The organism is Pseudomonas sp. MRSN 12121 (genome assembly GCF_000931465.1).
Classification (GTDB): Bacteria; Pseudomonadota; Gammaproteobacteria; order Pseudomonadales; family Pseudomonadaceae; genus Aquipseudomonas.
The window spans coordinates 5,342,125-5,363,376 of sequence record NZ_CP010892.1; the positions used below are offsets into that span (position 1 = coordinate 5,342,125).

Below are 21,252 nucleotides of genomic sequence, written 5' to 3' on the forward strand. Positions count from 1 at the left end.
ATGATTCTGAGGGCGCCGCATTCAGCCAGCGAGTACGCGTCATCGTTGACGATCATCGCGAGCAAGCTTCGCTCCTACGCAAACCAGGCGAAAAGCGACCTCCAGCTGTACTGAAAGCGCTACAGCGGAACGATATCGCTACAGCCGGTTGTAATCGGCGCTGCGCAAGGCTTTGATCCTCATAAGCTTTTTCTGGGGCCCCGCCCTGTAGCGATTTCGCTACAGGGGCAGTAATCCGTATCGCCTAAAAAACTCATAACTCATTGATTAATAACAAATAAAAAACATTGGCCGCCTTTTTGCTATGGGCTTGTCCATTCGGCTCTGCCCCGTGCACGAGCATTCAATCGCGTCCACCAGACGAATCTGGCCCTTGAGGAGTTTCCATGAGCGAGTTGCGTTTCACTGAAGATCACGAATGGCTGCGTACCGAAGCCGATGGCAGCGTTACCGTCGGCATCACGGCTTTCGCGCAAAACGCCCTGGGCGATGTGGTGTTCGTGCAATTGCCGGAACTGCAGGCCTACGACAAGGGCGCCGAAGCCGCCACCGTGGAATCGGTAAAAGCCGCCAGCGGCGTGTACATGCCCCTGGACGGAGAAGTGGTGGAAACCAACCCGGCGCTGGACGCCAGCCCCGAACTGGTCAACGAAGACCCGCTGGGCGAAGGCTGGTTCTTCCGCTTCATTCCCGCGGATGCCGCCGCTGTCGGCCAACTGCTGGACCAGGACGCCTACGACCGCCTGATCAAAGCCAACGCCGAAGCCTGAGGAGCGCCGCCATGACTCAAGCCAACCTGAGCACCGCCAACGAATTCATCGCGCGCCACATCGGCCCGCGCCAGGACGACGAGCAAGCCATGCTCAACAGCCTGGGCTTCGACTCCCTGGAAGCCCTGAGCGCCAGCGTGATCCCCGACAGCATCAAGGGCACCAGCGTTCTCGACCTGCCCGCCGGGCAGAGCGAAGCCGACGCCCTGGCCTCGATCAAGGCCATCGCCGCCAAGAACCAGCTGTTCAAGACCTACATCGGCCAGGGCTACTACAACTGCCACACGCCGTCGCCGATCCTGCGCAACCTCCTGGAAAACCCCGCCTGGTACACCGCCTACACCCCGTACCAGCCGGAAATTTCCCAGGGCCGCCTGGAAGCGCTGCTGAACTTCCAGACCCTGATCAGCGACCTCACCGGCCTGCCGATCGCCAACGCCTCCCTGCTCGACGAAGCCACCGCCGCCGCCGAAGCCATGACCTTCTGCAAGCGCCTGAGCAAGAACAAGGGCAGCCACGCTTTCTTCGCCTCCAGCCATTGCCATCCGCAGACCCTCGACGTGCTGCGCACCCGCGCCGAGCCGCTGGGCATCGAGGTGGTGGTCGGCGACGAGCGTGAACTCAGTGACGTCAGCCTGTTCTTCGGTGCCCTGCTGCAATACCCGGCGAGCAACGGCGACCTGTTCGACTACCGTGCACTGACCGAACGCTTCCACGCCGCCAATGCGCTGGTGGCGGTCGCCGCCGACCTGCTGGCGTTGACCGTGCTGACCCCTCCGGGCGAATTCGGCGCCGACGTGGCCATCGGCAGCGCCCAGCGCTTCGGTGTCCCGCTGGGCTTCGGTGGCCCGCACGCCGCCTACTTCTCCACCAAGGACGCGTTCAAGCGCGACATGCCGGGCCGCCTGGTCGGGGTGTCGGTGGACCGTTTCGGCAAGCCGGCGCTGCGCCTGGCGATGCAGACCCGCGAACAACATATCCGTCGCGAGAAAGCCACCAGCAACATCTGCACCGCCCAGGTGCTGCTGGCCAACATCGCCAGCATGTACGCCGTGTACCACGGCCCCAAAGGCCTGACCCGGATCGCACAGCGCATCCACCAGCTGACCGCGATCCTGGCCCAGGGCCTGAGCAAGCTGGGGATCAAGGTCGAACAGGAACACTTCTTCGACACCCTGACCCTGCACACCGGCCCACGCACCGCGGCGCTGCACGACAAGGCGCGCGCCCAGCGCATCAACCTGCGGGTGATCGATAGCGAGCGCCTGGGCCTGTCCCTGGACGAAACCACCGGCCAGGCCGATGTCCAGACCCTCTGGGGCCTGCTCGCCGAAGGCCAGGCCCTGCCGGACTTCGCCGCGCTGGCCGCGGCGCTGCCAAGCCGCATCCCGGCTACGCTGGCCCGCCAGTCAGCCATCCTCAGCCACCCGGTGTTCAACCGCTATCACTCGGAAACCGAGCTGATGCGCTACCTGCGCAAGCTGGCCGACAAGGACCTGGCCCTGGACCGCACCATGATCCCGCTGGGCTCGTGCACCATGAAGCTCAACGCCGCCAGCGAAATGATCCCGATCACCTGGGCCGAATTCGGCGCCCTGCACCCGTTCGCCCCGGCCGAGCAAAGCGCCGGCTACCAGCAACTGACGTCCGAACTGGAAGCCATGCTCTGCGCCGCCACCGGCTACGACGCGGTGTCCCTGCAGCCGAACGCCGGCTCCCAGGGTGAATACGCAGGCCTGCTGGCCATTCGCGCCTATCACCAGAGCCGTGGCGACGACCGTCGCGACATCTGCCTGATTCCTTCGTCCGCCCACGGCACCAACCCGGCCACCGCCAACATGGCCGGCATGCGCGTGGTGGTCACCGCCTGCGACGCCCGCGGCAACGTCGATATCGAAGACTTGCGGGCCAAGGCCATCGAGCACCGCGAACACCTCGCCGCGCTGATGATCACCTACCCCTCGACCCACGGCGTGTTCGAGGAAGGCATCCGCGAAATCTGCGGCATCATTCATGACAACGGCGGCCAGGTGTACATCGATGGCGCCAACATGAACGCCATGGTCGGCCTCTGCGCCCCGGGCAAGTTCGGCGGCGACGTGTCGCACCTGAACCTGCACAAGACGTTCTGCATTCCCCACGGCGGTGGCGGCCCGGGCGTCGGCCCGATCGGCGTCAAGTCGCACCTGGCGCCGTTCCTGCCGGGCCACGCGGCCATGGAGCGCAAGGAAGGCGCGGTGTGCGCCGCACCGTTCGGCAGCGCGAGCATCCTGCCGATCACCTGGATGTACATCCGCATGATGGGCGGCGAAGGCCTCAAGCGCGCCTCGCAGCTGGCGATCCTCAATGCCAACTACATCTCGCGGCGCCTGGAAGAGCACTACCCGGTGCTCTACACCGGCAGCAACGGCCTGGTGGCCCACGAGTGCATCCTCGACCTGCGCCCGCTCAAGGACAGCAGCGGCATCAGCGTCGACGACGTCGCCAAGCGCCTGATCGACTTCGGCTTCCACGCCCCGACCATGTCGTTCCCGGTGGCCGGCACGCTGATGATCGAACCGACCGAAAGCGAATCCAGGGAAGAACTGGACCGCTTCTGCGACGCGATGATCCGCATCCGCGAAGAAATCCGCGCGGTGGAAAACGGCAGCCTGGACAAGGACGACAACCCGCTGAAAAACGCCCCGCACACCGCGGCGGAAATCGTTGGCGAGTGGTCGCACCCCTACAGCCGCGAACAGGCGGTATACCCGGTGGCCTCGCTGGTCGAAGCCAAGTACTGGCCACCGGTCGGCCGGGTAGACAACGTGTTCGGCGACCGCAACCTGGTCTGCGCCTGCCCGTCGCTCGAAAGCTACGCTTGATTCATACAGGGGGCGGTAGCTTATCCGCCCCCCTGTAGGAGCGAGGCTTGCCCGCGATAGCCGTTATGCGACCGGCCTGCCGGAACGCATCATCGTTCATCGCGGGCAAGCCTCGCTCCTACAGGTTTGTGCCAATTTCAATAACAAGAAACCGGAGAACAACCATGTCGTTAAGCGTGTTCGACCTGTTCAAGATTGGCATCGGCCCCTCCAGCTCCCACACCGTCGGCCCGATGCGCGCAGCCGCGCGCTTCGTCGAAGGCCTGCGGCGTGACGAACTGCTGAGCGCCACCACCTGCGTCAAGGTCGAGCTGTACGGCTCGCTCGGCGCCACCGGCAAGGGCCACGGCAGCGACAAGGCCGTGCTCCTGGGCCTGGAAGGTGAACACCCGGATACCGTGAATACCGAAAACATCGCTGCCCGCCTGCAGGAAATACGCGGCAGCGCACGCTTGAACCTGCTCGGCGAACGTCCCATCGCGTTCAACGAGAAAGAACACCTGGCCATGATCCGCAAGCCCCTGGCCTACCACCCCAACGGCATGATCTTCCGCGCCTTCGACGCCGCCGGCCTGCAGATTCGCAGCCGCGAGTACTACTCGGTGGGCGGCGGTTTCGTGGTCGACGAGGACGCCGCGGGGGCCGACCGTATCGTCGAGGACACCACCCAGCTGACCTTCCCCTTCAAGAGCGCCAAGGACCTGCTCGGTCACTGCACCACCTACGGGCTGTCCATCAGCCAGGTGATGATGACCAACGAAAGCGCCTGGCGTCCGGAGGCGGAAACCCGCGCCGGCCTGCTGAACATCTGGCAGGTGATGCAGGACTGCGTGGATGCGGGCTGCCGCAACGAGGGGATCCTGGCCGGCGGCCTGAAGGTCAAGCGCCGTGCGGCGGCGCTGTATCGCCAGTTGTGCAAGCACCCCGAAGCGGCCCTGCGCGATGCGCTGTCGGTGCTGGACTGGGTCAACCTGTACGCCCTGGCGGTCAACGAAGAAAACGCCAACGGCGGACGCGTCGTCACCGCGCCCACCAATGGCGCCGCCGGCATCGTCCCGGCGGTCCTGCACTACTACATGCGCTTCATCCCCGGCGCCAACGAGGACGGGGTGGTGCGTTTCCTGCTGACCGCCGCCGCCATCGGCATTCTCTACAAGGAAAACGCGTCGATCTCCGGTGCCGAAGTCGGCTGCCAGGGCGAGGTCGGCGTCGCCTGCTCGATGGCCGCCGGCGCCTTGTGCGAAGTGCTCGGCGGTACGGTGCAACAGGTGGAAAACGCTGCCGAGATCGGCATGGAACACAACCTCGGGCTGACCTGCGACCCGATCGGCGGCCTGGTGCAGGTGCCCTGCATCGAGCGCAACGCCATGGGCTCGGTCAAGGCGATCAACGCCGCGCGCATGGCCCTGCGCGGCGACGGGCAGCACTTCGTCTCGCTCGACAAGGTCATTCGCACCATGCGCCAGACCGGCGCCGACATGAAAAGCAAATACAAGGAAACCGCCCGTGGCGGTTTGGCAGTCAACATTATCGAGTGCTGATGCAGGCCCAGCCGCATCTCACGTTTATTCAGGAGCTGAATATGTCCACCGAAACACTGTTGAAGACCCCGCTGCATTCGCTGCACCTCGAACTCGGCGCGCGCATGGTACCGTTCGCCGGCTACGACATGCCCGTGCAATACCCGCTGGGCGTGATGAAGGAGCACCAGCACACCCGTGAACAGGCCGGCCTGTTCGATGTCTCGCACATGGGGCAGATCCGCCTGACCGGCGCCAATGCCGCACAAGCGCTGGAAACCCTGGTGCCGGTGGACATCGTCGACCTGCCGGTGGGCATGCAGCGCTACGCCATGTTCACCAACGAAAACGGCGGCATCCTCGACGACCTGATGGTCGCCAACCTGGGTAACGACGAGCTGTTCCTGGTGGTCAACGCCGCCTGCAAGGAACAGGACCTGGCCCACCTGCGCCAGCACATCGGCCAGGCATGCAGCATCGAGCCACTGTTCGAGTCACGCGCCCTGCTTGCCCTGCAAGGCCCGGCGGCGGTCACCGTGCTGGCGCGCCTGGCGCCGGAAGTGGCGAAGATGACCTTCATGCAGTTCACCCGGGTGAAGCTGCTGGGCGTGGACTGCTTTGTCAGCCGTTCGGGCTACACCGGCGAAGATGGCTTCGAAATCTCCGTGCCGGCCGCCGACGCCGAAACCCTGGCTCGCGCCCTGCTGGCCGAGCCGGAAGTGGCCGCGATCGGCCTCGGCGCACGGGACTCGCTGCGCCTGGAAGCCGGCCTGTGCCTGTATGGCCACGACATGAATGGCGAGACCACGCCGATCGAAGCCAGCCTGTTGTGGGCCATCTCCAAGCCGCGCCGCGCCGACGGCGTGCGAGCCGGTGGTTTCCCCGGCGCGGAACAGGTATTTGCCCAGCAACACAATGGCGTCAGCCGCAAACGCGTGGGCCTGCTGCCCCAGGAACGCACACCGGTGCGCGAAGGTGCAGAGATCGTCAACGAGGCGGGTGAGGTGATCGGCACTGTCTGCAGCGGCGGTTTTGGCCCGACCCTGGGCGGTCCGCTGGCCATGGGTTACCTCGATAGCGCCTATGTCGCACTCGATACGGCAGTTTGGGCAATTGTTCGTGGGAAAAAGGTGCCAATGCTTGTAAGCAAAATGCCATTCGTTGCACAACGCTATTATCGTGGTTGAGCGACTGTTTCCATAAGTAACGCGGTTGCGTTAAAAGTGCACTAATCTGTAACGCAACCGCCATAAAATAGTGCGTTTTTTCGATATTGAACTTGCCTTATAACAGTTGAAAACAATTGAACGAGCCTATCGAATAAGCCCGCGCGGCTAGTACCGGCAAACAGCCGCCAGGCTGAGGAAAACCGGGCTTTCGCAGGGCTTGTATTTTCTCCCGTAGTTGGCGTAGAGTTTCCCCACTGTGTTTGCATGGGTCGCTTGGAATCGTGACCTGGGCAGTAGCCAACAAGTTTGCTACACCCGTTCGACGTCTCTTACTTTCCTGCAACCCAGCCCAGTACTCTTTCATGAGAAAGAGACTGTCATTAATTTTTTAGCGTCAAAGGAAATAAGAAATGTCCCAACGTCAGAGCGGTACCGTCAAGTGGTTTAACGACGAGAAAGGTTTTGGTTTTATCACTCCAGAAAGCGGTCCGGATCTGTTCGTACATTTCCGCGCTATTCAGGGCAACGGCTTCAAGAGCCTGAAAGAAGGCCAGAAAGTAACCTTCATCGCTGTGCAGGGCCAAAAAGGCATGCAGGCTGACGAAGTACAAGCTGAAGGCTGATCGTCTGTAACGAAAAAGCCCCTGATGCTGACATCAGGGGCTTTTTTGTGCGCGCAATTCCGTAAAATGGCTTTCTTTTTCTTGAGAGCCCTGCCATGTCGAAATCCCTGCTGAGCCCCCAGGGCGAATTTCCCGCCGCTGGCCTGGGCCGTCGCCTGGCAGCGATGTTCTACGATTTCCTGCTGTGCACTGCCCTGCTGATTGTCACTGGCGGGGTCTACAAGATGATCCAACTGCAAATCCTCGGCGAAACCCGGATGCGTACCCTGACCGAGTCTGGCGCCCTGGACGGCGATCCTCTCTACTCCACGGTCCTGCTGTTCGTGCTGTTCGCCTTCTTCGCCAAGTTCTGGACCCATTCCGGGCAGACCCTGGGCATGCAGGTCTGGGGGCTGCGTGTACAGAACGCCGACGGCAGCCGCATCACCCTGTGGCAGGCCCTCCTGCGCTTCATGGTCTCTATCGCTTCCTGGCTGTGCGCCGGGCTGGGGTTCATCTGGGTCCTGGTCGACAAGCAGAAGCGCAGCTGGCACGACATCTACTCTTCCAGCCAGATCGTGCGTATTCCCAAGCAGAAAAAGTAAGTCGGCACCTACAAAAACGCCCCGAACTGTCGGGGCGTTTTTTTGGGCGTCGATCGATGGCGATCAGGCGTTGCCCGCCAGTTTCATCCGCGCCGCCTGGGTGAAATCCAGCATGCGCTTGAGAGGACGAATCGCCTGGGGGATCAGTGCCGGGTCGACAAAGATCTCGTTGCTGCCCTCACGCAGGCACTGCAGGGTGCGCTCCAAGGTGTTCATGGCCATCCATGGGCAGTGGGCGCAGCTGCGGCATGCCGCGCCGTTACCGGCCGTTGGCGCCTCGATGAAGACCTTGTCCGGGCACAGCTGCTGCATCTTGTAGAAAATGCCGCGGTCGGTGGCCACGATCAGGGTCTTGTTCGGCAAACGTTGTGCGGCGGCAATCAGTTGGCTGGTGGAACCCACGGCATCGGCCAGTTCGATGACCGACGTCGGCGACTCCGGGTGCACCAGGATGGCCGCATCCGGATAGAGCGCCTTCATGTCCTCCAGCTGCTTGGACTTGAACTCCTCGTGGACGATGCAGGCACCGTCCCACAACAGCATGTCCGCACCGGTCTGGCGCTGAATGTAGGTCCCCAGGTGCTTGTCCGGCCCCCAGATAATGGTTTCGCCGTTATCCATCAGGCTTTCGACGATTTCCAGCGCGCAACTGGAGGTCACCACCCAGTCGGCACGGGCTTTTACCGCCGCCGAGGTGTTGGCATAGACCACCACGGTGCGCTCCGGATGCTGGTCGCAGAAGGCCGAGAATTCGTCCACCGGGCATCCCAGGTCGAGAGAGCAGGTGGCTTCCAGCGTGGGCATCAGCACGCGTTTTTCGGGATTGAGGATCTTCGCGGTCTCGCCCATGAACCTGACACCGGCGACCACCACCGTCTTGGCCGGGTGAGCGTTGCCGAAACGGGCCATTTCCAGGGAATCGGACACACAGCCGCCGGTTTCCTCGGCCAGGGCCTGGATCACCGGATCGCAGTAGAAGTGAGCCACCAGCACGGCGTCCTGAGCCTTGAGCTCGGCGGCGATGGCAGCGCGGTAATGGGCTTCCTCTTCGGCACTGAGCGGCTTCGGCTGCTTGGCGTCGAGGTGGGCTTGAACCAGAAGGCGTTCGGAAATCTGCGTCATGTTCGCAAGACCTGCAGGCGCGTAGGCGCGAAAGTCGAGTATACCACCGGCTCCGGACCACTCAGGGCCCCGCCGGGAGAGTGAATTCATCAGGCACGGACAGCGTGAAGCTGCGCAAGGCTACAGAATATCTCCTTGATGTAAAAGATGATTCTGACCTGCGTCAGGTGCTCCGCCCAGCGGCCGCCACCGCCGACGTACAAGGGGCAGGCGAGCCTGCGAATCGGCGCCTGCCAGCGCCATCGATCCAGCGCCACACCCGGAAAATCGCCCCCCTCACCCGCCCCAGCGAAAGAGGCTCAATTCGGCGGGTCAGGGGCAATCCCCACGATCGATTGAACACTTTTTTACACTCGATAGCATTTTTACCTTTCTGCGCTAACGTGATTTACAGAAACAGCTAAATCCAGATTGGCTGCTGTAACACTCGGCGGGCTCCGGCTCAGGGAATGAGAATGATCTTCACCGGACCTCGCGGTCTCCCCCAGCTCAGACAAGGAAGCAGTGCATGAACAGTAATTGTGTACGGGCGTTCAGGAGAGTGGCGTGGGCATTGATTGTCTCCGGCCTGCCTGCCGGGATAGCCATCGCAGCGCCCAATAATTGCACAGGATTGCAACCGCTTCCCGCAACCGTAGAGGTGGGAGAAGGCCAGCAGACGCTGATGCATTCTTCCGTCCCCATCACCCGGCTGGCGGTGGGCGATCCGAAAGTGGCCGATGTGTATCTCAATGGACGGGATTCCTATCTGCTGACCGGTATCGCACCCGGCGCAACCAGCCTGATGGTCTGGACGGCCTGCGATCAGAAACCTCGTGAGAGCGTGGTCTTCGTCCAGGGCAAAGGCCCTCATTCCATGGTCAGTTCGCTGCTGCCGCCGTCCGAAGATCCGGCGCTGGCCAGCCAGGTGCAGACCGATATCCGCTTTGTCGAAGTCAGCCGCAGCAAGCTCAAAGAGGCCGGCACCTCGATCTTCGGCAAGAGCGGCAATTTCCTCTTCAGTTCTCCGGGCACGGTGCCAGGGCTGAGGGTGACGCCCGGCAACATCGGCGGCGTCACGGCCAACCTGCCGCTCAACAACGGTACGTTCAATATCGGCTTTGGCGGCGGCAACGTGCTGGGGTTGATCAACGCCCTGGAAGGCAGCGGCTTTGCCTACACCCTGGCGCGTCCGAGCCTGGTGGCGCTGAGCGGGCAGAGCGCAAGCTTTCTCGCCGGTGGTGAAGTGCCGATCCCGGTGCCCAGCAGTGGCAGCGACTCGATCACCATCCAGTACAAGGAATTCGGTATCCGCCTGACCCTGACCCCGACCATAGTCGGCAGCGACCGCATCGCCTTGAAGGTCGCCCCGGAGGTCAGCGAGCTGGACTTCACCAACGGGATTTCCGTCAACGGCATCACCGTGCCTGCGCTGATCGTGCGCCGCACCGACACCAGCATCTCCCTGGCCGACGGTGAGAGTTTCGTGATCAGCGGCCTGATCAGCACCACCAATACCACCGCGGTGAGCAAATTCCCGGGCCTGGGAGAGATCCCGATCCTGGGGGCGTTTTTCCGCGACTCCTCGATCCGCCGCGAAGAGAAGGAACTCTTGATGATCGTCACTCCGCACCTGGTGCAACCGCTGGCGGTCAACGCCAAGTTGCCAACGCTGCCTGGCGAACCCCTGCGCAACTACGACCCGAACTGGTTCCGCCTGTACTTCCTGGAAAACGGCGACTTTGACCAGGCCTCCAGCGGGCTGTCGCAATGACCTGGCGCTCGGGCTCTGCGCCCACCGCCCCCAGGCTTATGGGCGGCGTATCCGGCAAACCACGGGTACGCCACGGTTTGGCAGGCGGATCGTTGCAGGAGCGAAACATGAAGGTCGTCATCGCGGCGCTGGGATTGGCCCTGCTCAGTGGTTGCGCCAGCAACGGCGGCAACGCCTGGTCGCAACAGTCCTGCAGCAAGCTGGATTCGGACCAGGAACTGTCCCTGAGCCTGGCCGACGGCATGATCGGCGAAGGCAAGCTGCACGCCGGCCTGGCCAACCTGCAACGCCTGCCGGATAACCTGGTGCAGGTCCGCCTGCGCAAGGCCAAGATCTATCGCCAACTGGGACAAAGCGACGCCGAGCCCCTGTTTCGCAGCCTGCTCGGCACCTGCCTGTCCGCCGAAGGCGAACAGGGCCTGGGCCAGTTGGCGGCCTCACGCAACGATAACGCGGTGGCCCTGGACCATCTGAAACGCGCGGCGCAGCTTTCCCCTACCGACGAAAAGATCCGCAACGACCTGGGGGTGATCTACCTCAACCAGGGCAATACCAAGCAAGCCAGCTTCGAGTTTCTCACCGCCATGGAGCTGAAACAGGACGATCAGCTGGCCGCCCTCAACCTGGTGACCCTGCTGCTGTATCAAGGCAACACCAAGCAGGCCTCGGACCTGGCCACTCGTGTCGGCCTCAAGCCCGAACAAATCACCAGTGCCCGGGAACGGGCCGAGAAACTGCGGAACGCGAAGAAGGGCAAGGCACCCGCCGAAAAGGTAGTGACTGCCAATCCGTCGCCATCGGTGTCAATCAACCAATAACGCGGAGGTCGCGATGAAATACCAAACGCTTGGCTGCCTGGGACTCTTGCTGCTTCCGCTCGCGGCCCAGGCCATCGAACCCGGCCCGTCGTCGCCGTCGCAGAAGCCGACCGAAACCTGGTTGCTGCTGCAGAGCCGTAACCAGGTCAAGTCGACCATCCCGCAAAATGCCTCGCCCAGCGAGCGAGAATTGAGCCTGCAGCGCTGGCTGGACAACTACAAGCACCCGATCCCCGAGTACTACAAGGAGTACGCAGGCTCGCAGGGTTCAGGGGGCTCGCAAGGGCAATAGAAGGGCAATGGATCGCGCTGGCGCTCAGCGGGGGCAAGGTCGTTGCCCCCGCCCTTTCTCATAACTTCCCGAAGACCTTGAACACCCCGATGATCGCCGGTCCTATGGCCACCAGGAAGAAACTGGGCCACAGGCAGAAGATCAGCGGGAACACCAGTTTGGTACCGATCTTCGCGGCCTTTTCTTCGGCCTGCTGGGTGCGCCGGTCACGAAACTCCTCGGCATAGATACGCAGGGTCGTACCGACGCTCGTACCGAAGCGAATACTCTGCGCCAACAGGCTCACCAAGCCGCGGATATCCTCCAGCCCGGTACGTTCGGCCAGGTGCTTGAGCGCTTCGGTGCTGGGAATCCCGGCACGGATCTCGGCGTTGACCAATGCCAGTTCCATGGCCAGGTCGGGCTGGCTGACGGCGATCTCTTCCGATACCCGCTCGATCGCCTGGGGCAAGGCCAGGCCCGACTCCACGCAGACCACCATCAAGTCCAGCGCGTCCGGGAAAGCCACCAGCAAACGGGTCATCCGTGCGTTCCGGCGGGCATCGACGTAGATCGCCGGCGCCAGCCAGCCCACTCCCAGCGCCAGGATCACCAGGCCGATCCCGATCAGCAGCGACACATTCGGCATCAGCGGCAGCGCCAGTACCGCCAGGGCCATCAGGGCCAGCGGGGTCAGCAGGCGCACCGCCCAATACATCTGCACGGCGGCCTGGGAGCGAAAGCCGGCATGAATCAGCAAGGTCCGGGTCGCCGAAACCTGCTCCCGCTCATCGGCGACAAAACGCTGGCCGACCTGCTCCAGCATCAATTGCAGGTTGCTTGGCGCGTCCTGCCGATGACCGTCGCCGTGGCCACGCTTGATCAGCAGCAGACGGCGCTGCACCGGATCGCGCAGGCCCTGGAGCAGCAGCACCAGGGTCGCGACGGCCAGCACCACGCTCAGGCCGATGGCCCCGGCGAACAGCAGGCGCGCCAGTTGCTCGTTGCCCACCACGCGGTTGATCAGACTCAGTAGATATTCCATGACTTCACCCCCTGCGAATGACTGTGCTCACACCTGGATGCGGATGATCTTGCGGATCCACAAAATGCCCACCAGCATCGCCACGAACGCGCCGATCACCAGCTTCTGCCCCAGCGGCTCGTTGAACAGCAGCGGCAGGTAGGTCGGGCTCGACAGCACAATCGCCGCCGCCAGGACAAAGGGCATCGCCACCAGGATCCAGCCCGACAGGCGCCCCTCGGCGGAGAGCGTCTTGACCTTGCGCTGAAAGCGGAAACGGCCGCGAATCAGGCTGCTCAAGCGCTCCAGTACCTCGGTCAGGTTACCGCCCGTCTCGCGGTGGATCAGCACCGTGGTCACCAGCATCATCACGGTCATGCTCGGCATGCGTTCGAGCAGGCCGAGCATGGCCCGGCGCACATCGTTGCCATAGTTGATGTCGGAGAAGGTCAGGCCGAACTCGTGGGCCACCGGCCCCTTGTGCTCGTCGGCCACCAGTTGCAGGGTTTCGTTGAACGGATGCCCGGCACGCAGCGCCCGGCACATGGCGTCCAGCGCGTCCGGCAACTGCTCCTCGAAGCGGGCAAAGCGCTTGTTGCGATCACGGGAGATTTTCAGCACCGGCAGCCAGAACGCCGCGGCCGCCGCCGGGAGCGCCACCCACCAGAGCTGGGTGAACAGCCAGAGCGCGATGCCTGTCGCCGCCATCAATGTCAGGCAGAGCATCAGCACCCGATAGGCCCGGTAGTCATGCCCGGCCTGCTCGATCATCTGCGCCAGGGCCTCCATCGCCGGCAGCTGCTCCAGGCGCGCCTCCAGCGGAGACAGGCGCCGCAGGTATTTCTGGCGCAGTACCGACTGCATGTTCTGCAGGTTACTGGCCCGTTCCAGCAGGTCGAGGCGGCTGCGAATCCGCTTGCGTACCTTGCCGGCCTCGCCGAACACCGGCACCGCCAGGCTCTGGCTGAGCAGGAACATGGCCGTGAACACCATCCCGAGAAAGGCCAGGATGAACTCGCTGGGAATATGACTCATGGCTAGCCCTCCATCCATTCAGGCCGGAACAGGCTGAGCGGCAACTCGATCCCGCGCTTGGCCAGCACATCGCGGAAGGCCGGGACCATGCCGGTGGGACGAAACTCGCCCAGCACCTCGCCCTTCTCCCCCACGCCATTGCGCACGAAAGAAAAGATCTCGGTCATGGTGATGATCTCCCCTTCCATGCCGTTGATTTCCTGCACGCTGACCAGCCGGCGCGTACCGTCTTCCTGCCGTTCCAGCTGGATGACCACGCCGATGGCCGAGGCGATCTGCTGGCGCAGGGCCTTGATCGGAAAGGTCGCACCGGTCATCGACACCATGTTCTCGATCCGCCCCAGGGCATCGCGGGCGGTGTTGGCGTGGATGGTGGTCAACGAACCGTCGTGGCCGGTATTCATCGCCGTCAGCATGTCCAGCGCCTCGGCGCCCCGCACCTCACCGATCACGATGCGGTCCGGGCGCATCCGCAGGCTGTTGCGCACCAGTTCGCGCTGGCTCACCTCGCCGCGCCCCTCGATGTTCGACGGGCGGGTTTCCAGGCGTACCACGTGGGGTTGCTGCAGCTGCAACTCGGCCGAGTCTTCGATGGTCACGATCCGCTCGTTGTGCGGGATGAAACTGGACAGCACATTGAGCATGGTGGTCTTGCCGCTGCCGGTGCCGCCGGAGATCAGCACATTCAGCCGCCCGCGGACGATGGCCTTGAGCATCAGGGCGATGGCCGGGGTCAGGGTGCCCATCTGCACCAGGCTCTCGGTGTTGAGCAGATCCACGGCGAAGCGGCGGATCGACATGCTCGGCCCGTCGATGGCCAGCGGGGGGATGATCGCATTCACCCGGGAACCGTCTTTCAGGCGGGCGTCCACCAGCGGCGAAGACTCGTCGATGCGCCGCCCCAGGCTGGAAACGATGCGATCGATGATGTTGAGCAAGTGCTGGTCGTCGCGAAAACGCACATCCGTGCGTTGCAGCTTGCCGAAACGCTCGACGTACACCGAGGCATGCCCGTTGACCAGGATGTCCGACACCGTGTGATCGTTCAGCAGCGGCTCCAGGGGGCCCAGGCCCAGCACCTCGTCGGCGATCTGCTTGAGAATCAGCTGCCGGCTGCTGGCGTTGACCGGCGCTGAATGCTCATCGAGCAGGCGCTGGCAGATGTCGCGGATCTGCCGTGTGGCTTCGGCGGGCTCCAGGGAATCGAGGAGCGACAGGTCCATGACCTTGAGCAGTTGCTGGTAGATTTTTTCCCGCCACTCGCTCTCCATCGGGCCGAGCTTGGTCTTGGTTTCATAGATCAGGTCCGGCACGGCGGCCTCCCAGGCCATGAGCGCGCTGGCGCACGCCTCGCCGTCGAGGGGCGCTTGCGGTTTCTCTGCCGGGGCCTGCTTGCCGGGGTGCTGACGCAGGCGATTACGAAAGTCGCTGAGCATGGCCTAGCCTCCGAACAGACGGTTGACGGTACGTTTGAACAAACTCTTGCGGGCGATCTCGATGCCGACCAGGTTCTGGGTCAGCTCGCGCAGCGCCAGGGTCACGGCGGAACGCGGCGCGTGCCGCTCCAGCGGTACGCCGGTGTTCTGGCTCTCGCTGACCGCCGCATAGTCGTTGGGCAGGGTCTGCAGGGCCGGGCAGCGCAGGGCATCGGCAATGTCCTTGAGGCTCACCGGCGACGCCTTGTTGTAGCGGTTGACCACCACCTGGATCCGGCTGCCCTGCACATTCAGGTCCTCGCGCAGGATACGGGTCAGGCGGGTGCCGTCCTTCAGGTGGCTGAGGCTCTGTTGCAGCACCACATAAATGTGGTCGGCCTGCTCCAGGGTGACGCCGGTGAGGTGGTCGATCTGGCGTGGCAGATCCACCACCACCCAGTCGTAGGTGCCACGGGCCAGGCGCAACAGTTTTTCCAGCTGCTCCAGGTGCACATCCTGGGTCAGGCACAGTTCTCCGGTGCGCCCGCCCAGCACATGCAGGGTCTGGCTGAAGTGGTTGCAATAGCCACGCAGGGCAATGCTATCCAGGGACTCGACCTGCTTCAGCACATCCACATGGCTGTGGGCAGGCACCACATCCAGGCAGTGCGCCACGCTGCCGAACTGCAGGTCCAGGTCCAGCAACAGGGTCCTGCCGCCGCGGTCGGCCAGTTGCTGCGCCAGGTTGCAGGCCAGCATCGAGGCGCCCGAACCGCCCTTGGCGTTCATGACCGCGATCAGCTTGCCGCCGGTGCCCTGCTCTGCGTTGGCCTCCATCTGCATGCGGCCGATGGCGGCCTGCAATTCCTCCGCCGCGACCGGCTCGGGCAGGAAATCCCGGGCTCCGGCCTGCATCGCCAGGCGGATGCCCTCGCGTTCATCCAGCGGGCCGCAGACCAGTAGCGGTGGGCGCTCCTTGGCGGGATGCTGCAACAAGGCCGCCAGTTCTTCGCGCCATAGATGGCTGACGCGCAGCAGCAGGAAGTCGGGCATCTGCTCCAACCCGTACAGCGGATCGGTGTGACCGTTACTGACCAGGCGAGTGCTGACCTGCAGGTTCGGCAATCCCTGGCTCAACGCTTGCAGATGGTTCAAGGCCGTCGCGTCGCGCCCGCTGATCAGCAGGCGTTTGCCTTGCTTTCCAGCCGCAGCGACGACGGGCGCTTCTCGAGTACTCAACATGGCGTGATCTCCGGTGTGACTGCTGCCTGGGGTTGTCGACCGAGGCTTTCACGCGGCACGGTCGAGCGGAACACCGGTAAGACAAAGACTCCGTTGAACCCAGGAATCAGCAGGTTGAAACTGAAATTGGTGACCTGGAGCTGGATGTAGCGAATGGCGGCATATCCATTGCTGCCGGTCAGATCGTTGGGGCTGGCGACCACCGCACCGTTGGCGTCCAGGTAAACCAGGTTGAGGTTGGCGGATGTCAGGTTGTTGAGCAGGCTGCTCGGACCGCTGTTGGTGGACGCATTGAACATCGCCCGGCGCAGGATCACCGGGTCGTTGATATCGCATACCGCCGCCAGGCGCGCGCCGCGGCGCACGGTTTCGTTCAGGGCGTTGACGGTGAAGTACAGGCGGCCCATCTCCAGCACGCCGAACAACAGGGTGAACAGCACCAGGCTGGTGATCGCGAACTCCACGGTGTACAGCCCACGCATGCCTTTGACGTTCATCACAAAGCCCTCATGACCACGGTCGAAGTCAACGCCAGGCCCAGCGGTACGCTGCTGCCATACAAGGCGGGCAAGGCGCTGCCGATCACTGGCACATAGGTGTAGGTGATGCTGACCTGGACATGCTCGGTCCCCACCGCACTGACGGTGACATTGCCGGTGGTCAGCCCCGGCACGACCGCCGGATAGCCATTGGGATTGGCCGGCACGCCATAGACCGCGACGCTCTTGGTCTGGGTCTGCAACGTGTCGCTCAGGTCGAGCTTGCCGAGGGTGGGGTTCCACGCCTGGCCGGCGACATAACGCCCGGCATCGCGGCTGGCCTGCATCAGGCTGTTGTACTGGAACAGCATGCGGCCGAACTCGGCGAAGGTCAGCATCAGCAGCAGCAACAACGGCAGCGTCAGCACCAGCTCCACCATCGCCATCCCGCTCTGGTCGTGCGGCGCTCGGAAACCTGTGCGTCCCATAAAGCCTCCTAGGAATCGGTGCTGGGCGTCTGGCTGTTGTCGATATAGGTCTTGTACAGCTGGATGATCTGCGGCCCGTTGCTGCTGGCCGGGTTGGGGCCTGGCACGTTGTCGCCTTCGCAGGCGCTCACAAACTGACCGAAGATCTGCGCCTCATTGCCCTTTTGCGATTCGGGCTGCAGGACGAAGTAGCAGCCGAAACCCAGCACCGGTATCGACGAGGCCCCATCGTTCTTGCCGCTACAGTTGCCGATCACGATCTTGATGATCCGCCGTTCGAACGCCCCGCCGCTCTGGCAGCCACCACCGCCGCCGGAAACGCAGCCGGCGGAGTCCTGGACCCAGTTGTTGTAGTCGTACAAGGCGCTGCCACCGGCGGACAGGTTGCCGCTGCTGGATGTCACCGCCTGGCTGTCGTACTGGATCTGCGCCAGCGTATCGTCGTAGGTGAACGACTTGGCATTGACCGTGGTGACCAGGTCCGGTGGATAGTCCGCGGCCTTCAAGCCACCGGAATACTCGTTGAAGCGCGTATTGAGGCCCTGGGCGGAAGGCCCCACGGTGTTCCCCGGCTTGGTCTGGACGTTCGAGCCAACGTTGTTGCACTGGCTGATGCCACCCGCCAACCCCTCGCGGACCGTGCTGCCACCGGAGCCGAAATCGAGCAGCTGGAAGTTGCCGGGGCCGATTGCCGAACTGTTGCCGGCGGCGGTTTTCAGTACCTGTGGATCGCCGAACTTGAAGCCCCAGAAGGTCCCGGTGGCCGGACTGTTCTTCGTCGGGTCGCCGCACACCATCAAGGGCGTCAGGTCGCACGGGCTGGTGGGGCTGGGCCCGGCGGTGGCGACGGCGCTCACCGACTTGCTGCCGACACCGTTGCCCAGGGCCTGGAAGACGCCCCAGAAGAAGCCGCTCAGGGAATAGTTGCCGACCGTCACCCGCACGTAGCTGGCATTGGCCGGCCCCGGGAAGGAGAACGGTCCGTAGACGCTGGCCGCCAGTTCCACCGTGGCAAAGCCGCCGACATTGTTGCCGATGGCGGTGGCCAATTCCTGGTTGCCGCTGGCACTGGCATTCAGGCTCAGGGTATTGAGCGCGGCGGTCTGCGCCAGGCTCGCGGCCCCTGTCGTACCCAGCACCATGCTCAAAGTCTTGGCACCACTGAGGGCCGCTGCGTCCACCGCATTCTGCAGCCGGGACTTGTTCACCAGCATGTGGCCGCCATCCAGCGCCAGGGCTCCCAGCAACAACATCGAGGCCAGCGCGATCACGACCAGTACGATCATGGCGCCGCCCTGCTGCCGTGGAAATGCGCTCAATGGCTGTTGGATTCGCGCGCTCATCATCAAGCCCTCTTTATCCGCCCTTGTCGTGCCCGATCGTTTACAACTGGGACTTCACGACGTTGACCTCGATCCCGCGAATCACCGTGATGCCGCTATCGTTGACGGCCCGCTGGCGCACGACGGGATGCACCACGGGAGGCGCCGGCGCTTCCTGGACCATGGCCACCGGTTCGGCGACCGCGGCTTGCTTCTGGTTGTCCAGCGGGTTGCGCAGGGCCAGTTGCAGCTTGCCGGCGGTCATGCCCTTGACCAGCTCCTCGGCCTGGACAGGCGTCATTTCCAGGGTGACCGCCCGCACGACCACCGGTTGGGTCTTGTCGGTGCTGGCCGTCTGGTCCACCGCCAGCACCCGCAGGTCTTGCAGGATGGTCCTGGACTCGGCATTCCCGTCGTTGCCGGTCTGCCGGGTAGCCAGCACATCGACCCGATTGCCTGGCAAGAGGAACCCGCCGACGCCGACCACATCGTCGACCCGCACCGAAATGGCCCGCTTGCTCGGTTCGATCAGCGATGCCAGGGTGCTGCCGCCCAAATGTTCGGCCAGGCGCGCGCCGCGCAGGATGTCGCCGCGCAGCATGGAGAAGGTGGCGATCTTGCCCACCACCTTGTCGGTGGCGTCGAAGGCGTCCTCGGGAACGGTTTCCTTGGGCATGCGCACCAGCGCCACCTGTTGCGGCTCGACCATTTGCCCGAAGGCGATTTCCACGGTCGCCACCACCACGTTCTGCTGGTTATCGTCGGGGCTGGCATTGAGTCGTGCATTGAGCCAGTTGTTGGCCATCCATGCCGCACCCAGGCCCAGCACCACGGACAAGGTCACCAGTGTGAAAGTGCGAGAACTCATGTCGGTATCTCCTTACTCAAAGAAAATCGAGCTGGACGAAATAGCTGTGCCAGGCCCACTCCAGCTCCACGCTTGACAGCGGTCCGCTGGCGCCCACGTAACGCTGGCGATCGAGCGCCATGCTCAAGAGATCCCTTGGGTGACAAGGAACCAGCGGCATGCTTTCGGCGCCGTAGAGTTCCTCCAGGACGTAGCGCAACAGCTGGGGGTCATAGTGGGTACCCAGGCGCTCCGTCTCTTGAATCCAGATGCGTTCGTACTCCTCGGGCTTGAGGTAGCCGAACTGCAGTTTGTAGCCAATACGCCGCAGGAAGGCCTCGTCGGCCAGCTCCAGCGGGTTCAGGTTGGTGGAAAACACCAGGACCAGGTCGAAGGGCAGCTCGCAGTGCCGCCCGCCACCGAGATTGAGGAAGTCACGCTTCTCCTCCATCGGAACGATCCAGCGATTGAGCAACTCCGCGGGAGCCATGCGCTGGCGCCCCATGTCGTCGATGACGAACAGGCCGTTGCTGGCCTTGAGCTGCAAGGGCGCCTGGTACTGGCGAGTGAACGGGTCGTAGCGGATATCCAGCTGCTCCATGGTCAGCTCGCCGCCGGTGATGACGATCGGCCGTTCGCAGCACAGCAGCCGACGGTCGATTCCTTCATTGAGCAGCAGGCTGTTCTGCGCGTCGCCGGCATCCAGGCGCCGGTGCACCTGGGGGTCGTAGACCTCGATTACCGCATCGTTGATCGCAATGGCATGAGGCACCCAGATGGCCTCGGAAAACAGCCGGATCAAGCGGCTGCTGACATAGGTCTTGCCCGTCCCGGCCGGCCCGTAAATCATGATTGCGCGGCCGGAGTTCAAGGCCACGCCCAGCTGATCGAGCATGTTCTGCGCCAGCACCATCGAGCCGAAGGAAGCCTGCATGTCCCGGGCGCTGATGCGGCCATGGTGAATGGTCTGGACCTTGAGCAGCGAGCGATAGGCGCCGACCGGAAAGGGCGCCGCGCCGATGTAGCCGCTGCGTGACAGGGCGTCGCGGGCGGTGCTGCGGCCGCGCTCGGTCAGCCCGAAGCGCAAGCCCTGGCCGGTGCCCTGGCCGAGGACCTCGATCCGATGATCCTGGCGCAGGAAATTGAGGACTTCTTCAACAACCGCCCCGGTCAGCGCCAGGCGCTCGACCAGCCGTGGCATGTCCAGCACGCCCGCATCGTGCAGGTGCTTGCAGACTAGGTCCGCGAGGAAATTGTCCGCCAGCCCGGTCTCGAGGATGGTGCGCGGCTGGGGAGCCAGCCGCTGCACTGCCTCGCGTTCTTTGCCGTTCGGCCGGCTGTTGCTGATGGCATACATAATGTTCTCCTGAGCTACTGGCCAACGGGCAACCAGAAAAAGCTGGCCAATGTGCCGAGCAGGATCGCAACCGAATAAGGAAAGGGTTTGCCGGCCACTTCATCGTCCGCCGGCGACAAATAGGCTCTGGCTCGCATCATCAGCCAGTAGCGCCCCATCGTCTGTTGAACCTGGCCACGCACCAGGACAATCAGAACTCCACACGCACCACCGGCGATAAGGCTGAAAAACGCCGCCCAGAGGGCGTGATGTGGCGTAAGAAAAGTGCCGACCATGGCCATGAGCTTGACGTCGCCGGCCGCCATTCCCCCAAAGGCGTACAGGGGGAGAAAAACGATAAAGCCGATCGACATGCCCAGCAGTCCGTAACCGAAGCCAATGACGCCGGAGGCCCAGACCTGACCGGCAATCCCCAGCCCCAACCCCAACAGCACCAAGAGGTTGGGAATACGGTGGCGACGCAGATCGCTCACCACCGCAATCCCCAGCAGTCCCAGCATCAATGCAACAGCGAAAAACTGCTCTTTGCCCATGACTGCATCCCTCGGC

20 protein-coding genes are annotated in these 21,252 nt (G+C 63.4%); 9 read left to right on the forward strand and 11 right to left on the reverse strand.

The features are described 5' to 3' along the window. Positions 1–386: 386 nt before the first annotated feature. The 6 genes from gcvH (at position 387) to TO66_RS24215 (ending at position 7,530) form a co-directional block, all read left to right on the forward strand. The gene (gene gcvH, locus TO66_RS24190; RefSeq protein ID WP_038576481.1) at positions 387–770 is read left to right on the forward strand and encodes a glycine cleavage system protein GcvH; all 384 of its coding nucleotides are present in this window, start codon (positions 387–389) and stop codon (positions 768–770) included. An 11-nt stretch (positions 771–781) separates the two neighbouring features. After that, positions 782–3,634 (forward strand): aminomethyl-transferring glycine dehydrogenase, encoded by a 2,853-nt coding sequence (gene gcvP / locus TO66_RS24195; RefSeq protein ID WP_044464644.1) that lies wholly within the window; start codon positions 782–784, stop codon positions 3,632–3,634. A 164-nt stretch (positions 3,635–3,798) separates the two neighbouring features. Further along, a complete protein-coding gene (locus tag TO66_RS24200) occupies positions 3,799–5,175 on the forward strand; it encodes an L-serine ammonia-lyase (RefSeq protein ID WP_044464645.1) in 1,377 nt (458 codons plus the stop codon). Between the two features lie 41 nt (positions 5,176–5,216). Further along, positions 5,217–6,341 (forward strand): glycine cleavage system aminomethyltransferase GcvT, encoded by a 1,125-nt coding sequence (gcvT, locus tag TO66_RS24205; protein WP_044466149.1) that lies wholly within the window; start codon positions 5,217–5,219, stop codon positions 6,339–6,341. A 392-nt stretch (positions 6,342–6,733) separates the two neighbouring features. Beyond that, on the forward strand, positions 6,734–6,946 hold the full coding sequence (locus tag TO66_RS24210; protein WP_007931076.1) for a cold-shock protein: 213 nt from the start codon (positions 6,734–6,736) through the stop codon (positions 6,944–6,946). 95 nt (positions 6,947–7,041) lie between these two features. After that, positions 7,042–7,530 (forward strand): RDD family protein, encoded by a 489-nt coding sequence (locus tag TO66_RS24215; protein ID WP_044464646.1) that lies wholly within the window; start codon positions 7,042–7,044, stop codon positions 7,528–7,530. Between the two features lie 63 nt (positions 7,531–7,593). Here TO66_RS24215 and nadA read toward each other — a convergent pair whose 3' ends face one another. Continuing rightward, positions 7,594–8,652, reverse strand: coding sequence for a quinolinate synthase NadA (nadA, locus tag TO66_RS24220; RefSeq protein ID WP_044464647.1), 1,059 nt, complete (start codon positions 8,650–8,652; stop codon positions 7,594–7,596). A gap of 508 nt (positions 8,653–9,160) precedes the next feature. Here nadA and TO66_RS24225 point away from each other — a divergent pair. From TO66_RS24225 to TO66_RS24235, 3 genes are all read left to right on the forward strand, one after another. After that, positions 9,161–10,405: a type II and III secretion system protein family protein gene (locus TO66_RS24225; RefSeq protein ID WP_044464648.1), complete on the forward strand. Its 1,245-nt coding sequence runs from the start codon at positions 9,161–9,163 to the stop codon at positions 10,403–10,405. A gap of 107 nt (positions 10,406–10,512) precedes the next feature. Next, the gene (locus tag TO66_RS24230) at positions 10,513–11,223 is read left to right on the forward strand and encodes a lipopolysaccharide assembly protein LapB (RefSeq protein ID WP_044464649.1); all 711 of its coding nucleotides are present in this window, start codon (positions 10,513–10,515) and stop codon (positions 11,221–11,223) included. Positions 11,224–11,236: 13 nt separating this feature from the next. Beyond that, complete coding sequence (locus TO66_RS24235; RefSeq protein ID WP_044464650.1) at positions 11,237–11,515, forward strand: DUF3613 domain-containing protein; 279 nt, start codon at positions 11,237–11,239, stop codon at positions 11,513–11,515. A gap of 58 nt (positions 11,516–11,573) precedes the next feature. Here TO66_RS24235 and TO66_RS24240 read toward each other — a convergent pair whose 3' ends face one another. From TO66_RS24240 to TO66_RS24285, 10 genes are read right to left on the reverse strand one after another with little or no spacing between them, the layout of a single operon-like run. Then, the gene (locus tag TO66_RS24240; RefSeq protein WP_044464651.1) at positions 11,574–12,539 is read right to left on the reverse strand and encodes a type II secretion system F family protein; all 966 of its coding nucleotides are present in this window, start codon (positions 12,537–12,539) and stop codon (positions 11,574–11,576) included. 27 nt (positions 12,540–12,566) lie between these two features. Then, positions 12,567–13,553 (reverse strand): type II secretion system F family protein, encoded by a 987-nt coding sequence (locus TO66_RS24245; protein WP_044464652.1) that lies wholly within the window; start codon positions 13,551–13,553, stop codon positions 12,567–12,569. Between the two features lie 2 nt (positions 13,554–13,555). Next, on the reverse strand, positions 13,556–14,989 hold the full coding sequence (locus TO66_RS24250; protein WP_044464653.1) for a CpaF family protein: 1,434 nt from the start codon (positions 14,987–14,989) through the stop codon (positions 13,556–13,558). 3 nt (positions 14,990–14,992) lie between these two features. Continuing rightward, positions 14,993–16,210 (reverse strand): DMSO reductase family iron-sulfur subunit, encoded by a 1,218-nt coding sequence (locus TO66_RS24255; protein WP_044464654.1) that lies wholly within the window; start codon positions 16,208–16,210, stop codon positions 14,993–14,995. Continuing rightward, the gene (locus tag TO66_RS24260; protein WP_044464655.1) at positions 16,204–16,707 is read right to left on the reverse strand and encodes a TadE/TadG family type IV pilus assembly protein; all 504 of its coding nucleotides are present in this window, start codon (positions 16,705–16,707) and stop codon (positions 16,204–16,206) included. The genes TO66_RS24255 and TO66_RS24260 overlap by 7 nt, the downstream gene beginning before the upstream one ends. Beyond that, on the reverse strand, positions 16,707–17,177 hold the full coding sequence (locus TO66_RS24265; RefSeq protein ID WP_044464656.1) for a TadE/TadG family type IV pilus assembly protein: 471 nt from the start codon (positions 17,175–17,177) through the stop codon (positions 16,707–16,709). Before TO66_RS24265 ends, TO66_RS24260 begins: the two co-directional genes overlap by 1 nt. An 8-nt stretch (positions 17,178–17,185) precedes the next feature. Beyond that, a complete protein-coding gene (locus TO66_RS24270; RefSeq protein ID WP_044464657.1) occupies positions 17,186–18,523 on the reverse strand; it encodes a TadE/TadG family type IV pilus assembly protein in 1,338 nt (445 codons plus the stop codon). 37 nt (positions 18,524–18,560) lie between these two features. Further along, the gene (gene cpaB, locus TO66_RS24275) at positions 18,561–19,367 is read right to left on the reverse strand and encodes a Flp pilus assembly protein CpaB (RefSeq protein ID WP_044464658.1); all 807 of its coding nucleotides are present in this window, start codon (positions 19,365–19,367) and stop codon (positions 18,561–18,563) included. Positions 19,368–19,383: 16 nt separating this feature from the next. Beyond that, a complete protein-coding gene (locus tag TO66_RS24280) occupies positions 19,384–20,703 on the reverse strand; it encodes an ATPase AAA (RefSeq protein WP_044464659.1) in 1,320 nt (439 codons plus the stop codon). A gap of 14 nt (positions 20,704–20,717) precedes the next feature. Further along, on the reverse strand, positions 20,718–21,236 hold the full coding sequence (locus TO66_RS24285) for a prepilin peptidase (RefSeq protein WP_044464660.1): 519 nt from the start codon (positions 21,234–21,236) through the stop codon (positions 20,718–20,720). Positions 21,237–21,252: the final 16 nt, after the last annotated feature.

What these genes read in the sequence shown, in the direction of transcription:
- gcvH (WP_038576481.1), top strand. Translation starts at nt 387, where the DNA reads ATGAGCGAGTTGCGTTTCACTGAAGATCACGAATGGCTGCGTACCGAA.
- gcvP (WP_044464644.1), top strand. Translation starts at nt 782, where the DNA reads ATGACTCAAGCCAACCTGAGCACCGCCAACGAATTCATCGCGCGCCAC.
- TO66_RS24200 (WP_044464645.1), top strand. Translation starts at nt 3,799, where the DNA reads ATGTCGTTAAGCGTGTTCGACCTGTTCAAGATTGGCATCGGCCCCTCC.
- gcvT (WP_044466149.1), top strand. Translation starts at nt 5,217, where the DNA reads ATGTCCACCGAAACACTGTTGAAGACCCCGCTGCATTCGCTGCACCTC.
- TO66_RS24210 (WP_007931076.1), top strand. Translation starts at nt 6,734, where the DNA reads ATGTCCCAACGTCAGAGCGGTACCGTCAAGTGGTTTAACGACGAGAAA.
- TO66_RS24215 (WP_044464646.1), top strand. Translation starts at nt 7,042, where the DNA reads ATGTCGAAATCCCTGCTGAGCCCCCAGGGCGAATTTCCCGCCGCTGGC.
- nadA (WP_044464647.1), bottom strand. Translation starts at nt 8,652, where the DNA reads ATGACGCAGATTTCCGAACGCCTTCTGGTTCAAGCCCACCTCGACGCC.
- TO66_RS24225 (WP_044464648.1), top strand. Translation starts at nt 9,161, where the DNA reads ATGAACAGTAATTGTGTACGGGCGTTCAGGAGAGTGGCGTGGGCATTG.
- TO66_RS24230 (WP_044464649.1), top strand. Translation starts at nt 10,513, where the DNA reads ATGAAGGTCGTCATCGCGGCGCTGGGATTGGCCCTGCTCAGTGGTTGC.
- TO66_RS24235 (WP_044464650.1), top strand. Translation starts at nt 11,237, where the DNA reads ATGAAATACCAAACGCTTGGCTGCCTGGGACTCTTGCTGCTTCCGCTC.
- TO66_RS24240 (WP_044464651.1), bottom strand. Translation starts at nt 12,539, where the DNA reads ATGGAATATCTACTGAGTCTGATCAACCGCGTGGTGGGCAACGAGCAA.
- TO66_RS24245 (WP_044464652.1), bottom strand. Translation starts at nt 13,553, where the DNA reads ATGAGTCATATTCCCAGCGAGTTCATCCTGGCCTTTCTCGGGATGGTG.
- TO66_RS24250 (WP_044464653.1), bottom strand. Translation starts at nt 14,989, where the DNA reads ATGCTCAGCGACTTTCGTAATCGCCTGCGTCAGCACCCCGGCAAGCAG.
- TO66_RS24255 (WP_044464654.1), bottom strand. Translation starts at nt 16,210, where the DNA reads ATGTTGAGTACTCGAGAAGCGCCCGTCGTCGCTGCGGCTGGAAAGCAA.
- TO66_RS24260 (WP_044464655.1), bottom strand. Translation starts at nt 16,707, where the DNA reads ATGAACGTCAAAGGCATGCGTGGGCTGTACACCGTGGAGTTCGCGATC.
- TO66_RS24265 (WP_044464656.1), bottom strand. Translation starts at nt 17,177, where the DNA reads ATGGGACGCACAGGTTTCCGAGCGCCGCACGACCAGAGCGGGATGGCG.
- TO66_RS24270 (WP_044464657.1), bottom strand. Translation starts at nt 18,523, where the DNA reads ATGATGAGCGCGCGAATCCAACAGCCATTGAGCGCATTTCCACGGCAG.
- cpaB (WP_044464658.1), bottom strand. Translation starts at nt 19,367, where the DNA reads ATGAGTTCTCGCACTTTCACACTGGTGACCTTGTCCGTGGTGCTGGGC.
- TO66_RS24280 (WP_044464659.1), bottom strand. Translation starts at nt 20,703, where the DNA reads ATGTATGCCATCAGCAACAGCCGGCCGAACGGCAAAGAACGCGAGGCA.
- TO66_RS24285 (WP_044464660.1), bottom strand. Translation starts at nt 21,236, where the DNA reads ATGGGCAAAGAGCAGTTTTTCGCTGTTGCATTGATGCTGGGACTGCTG.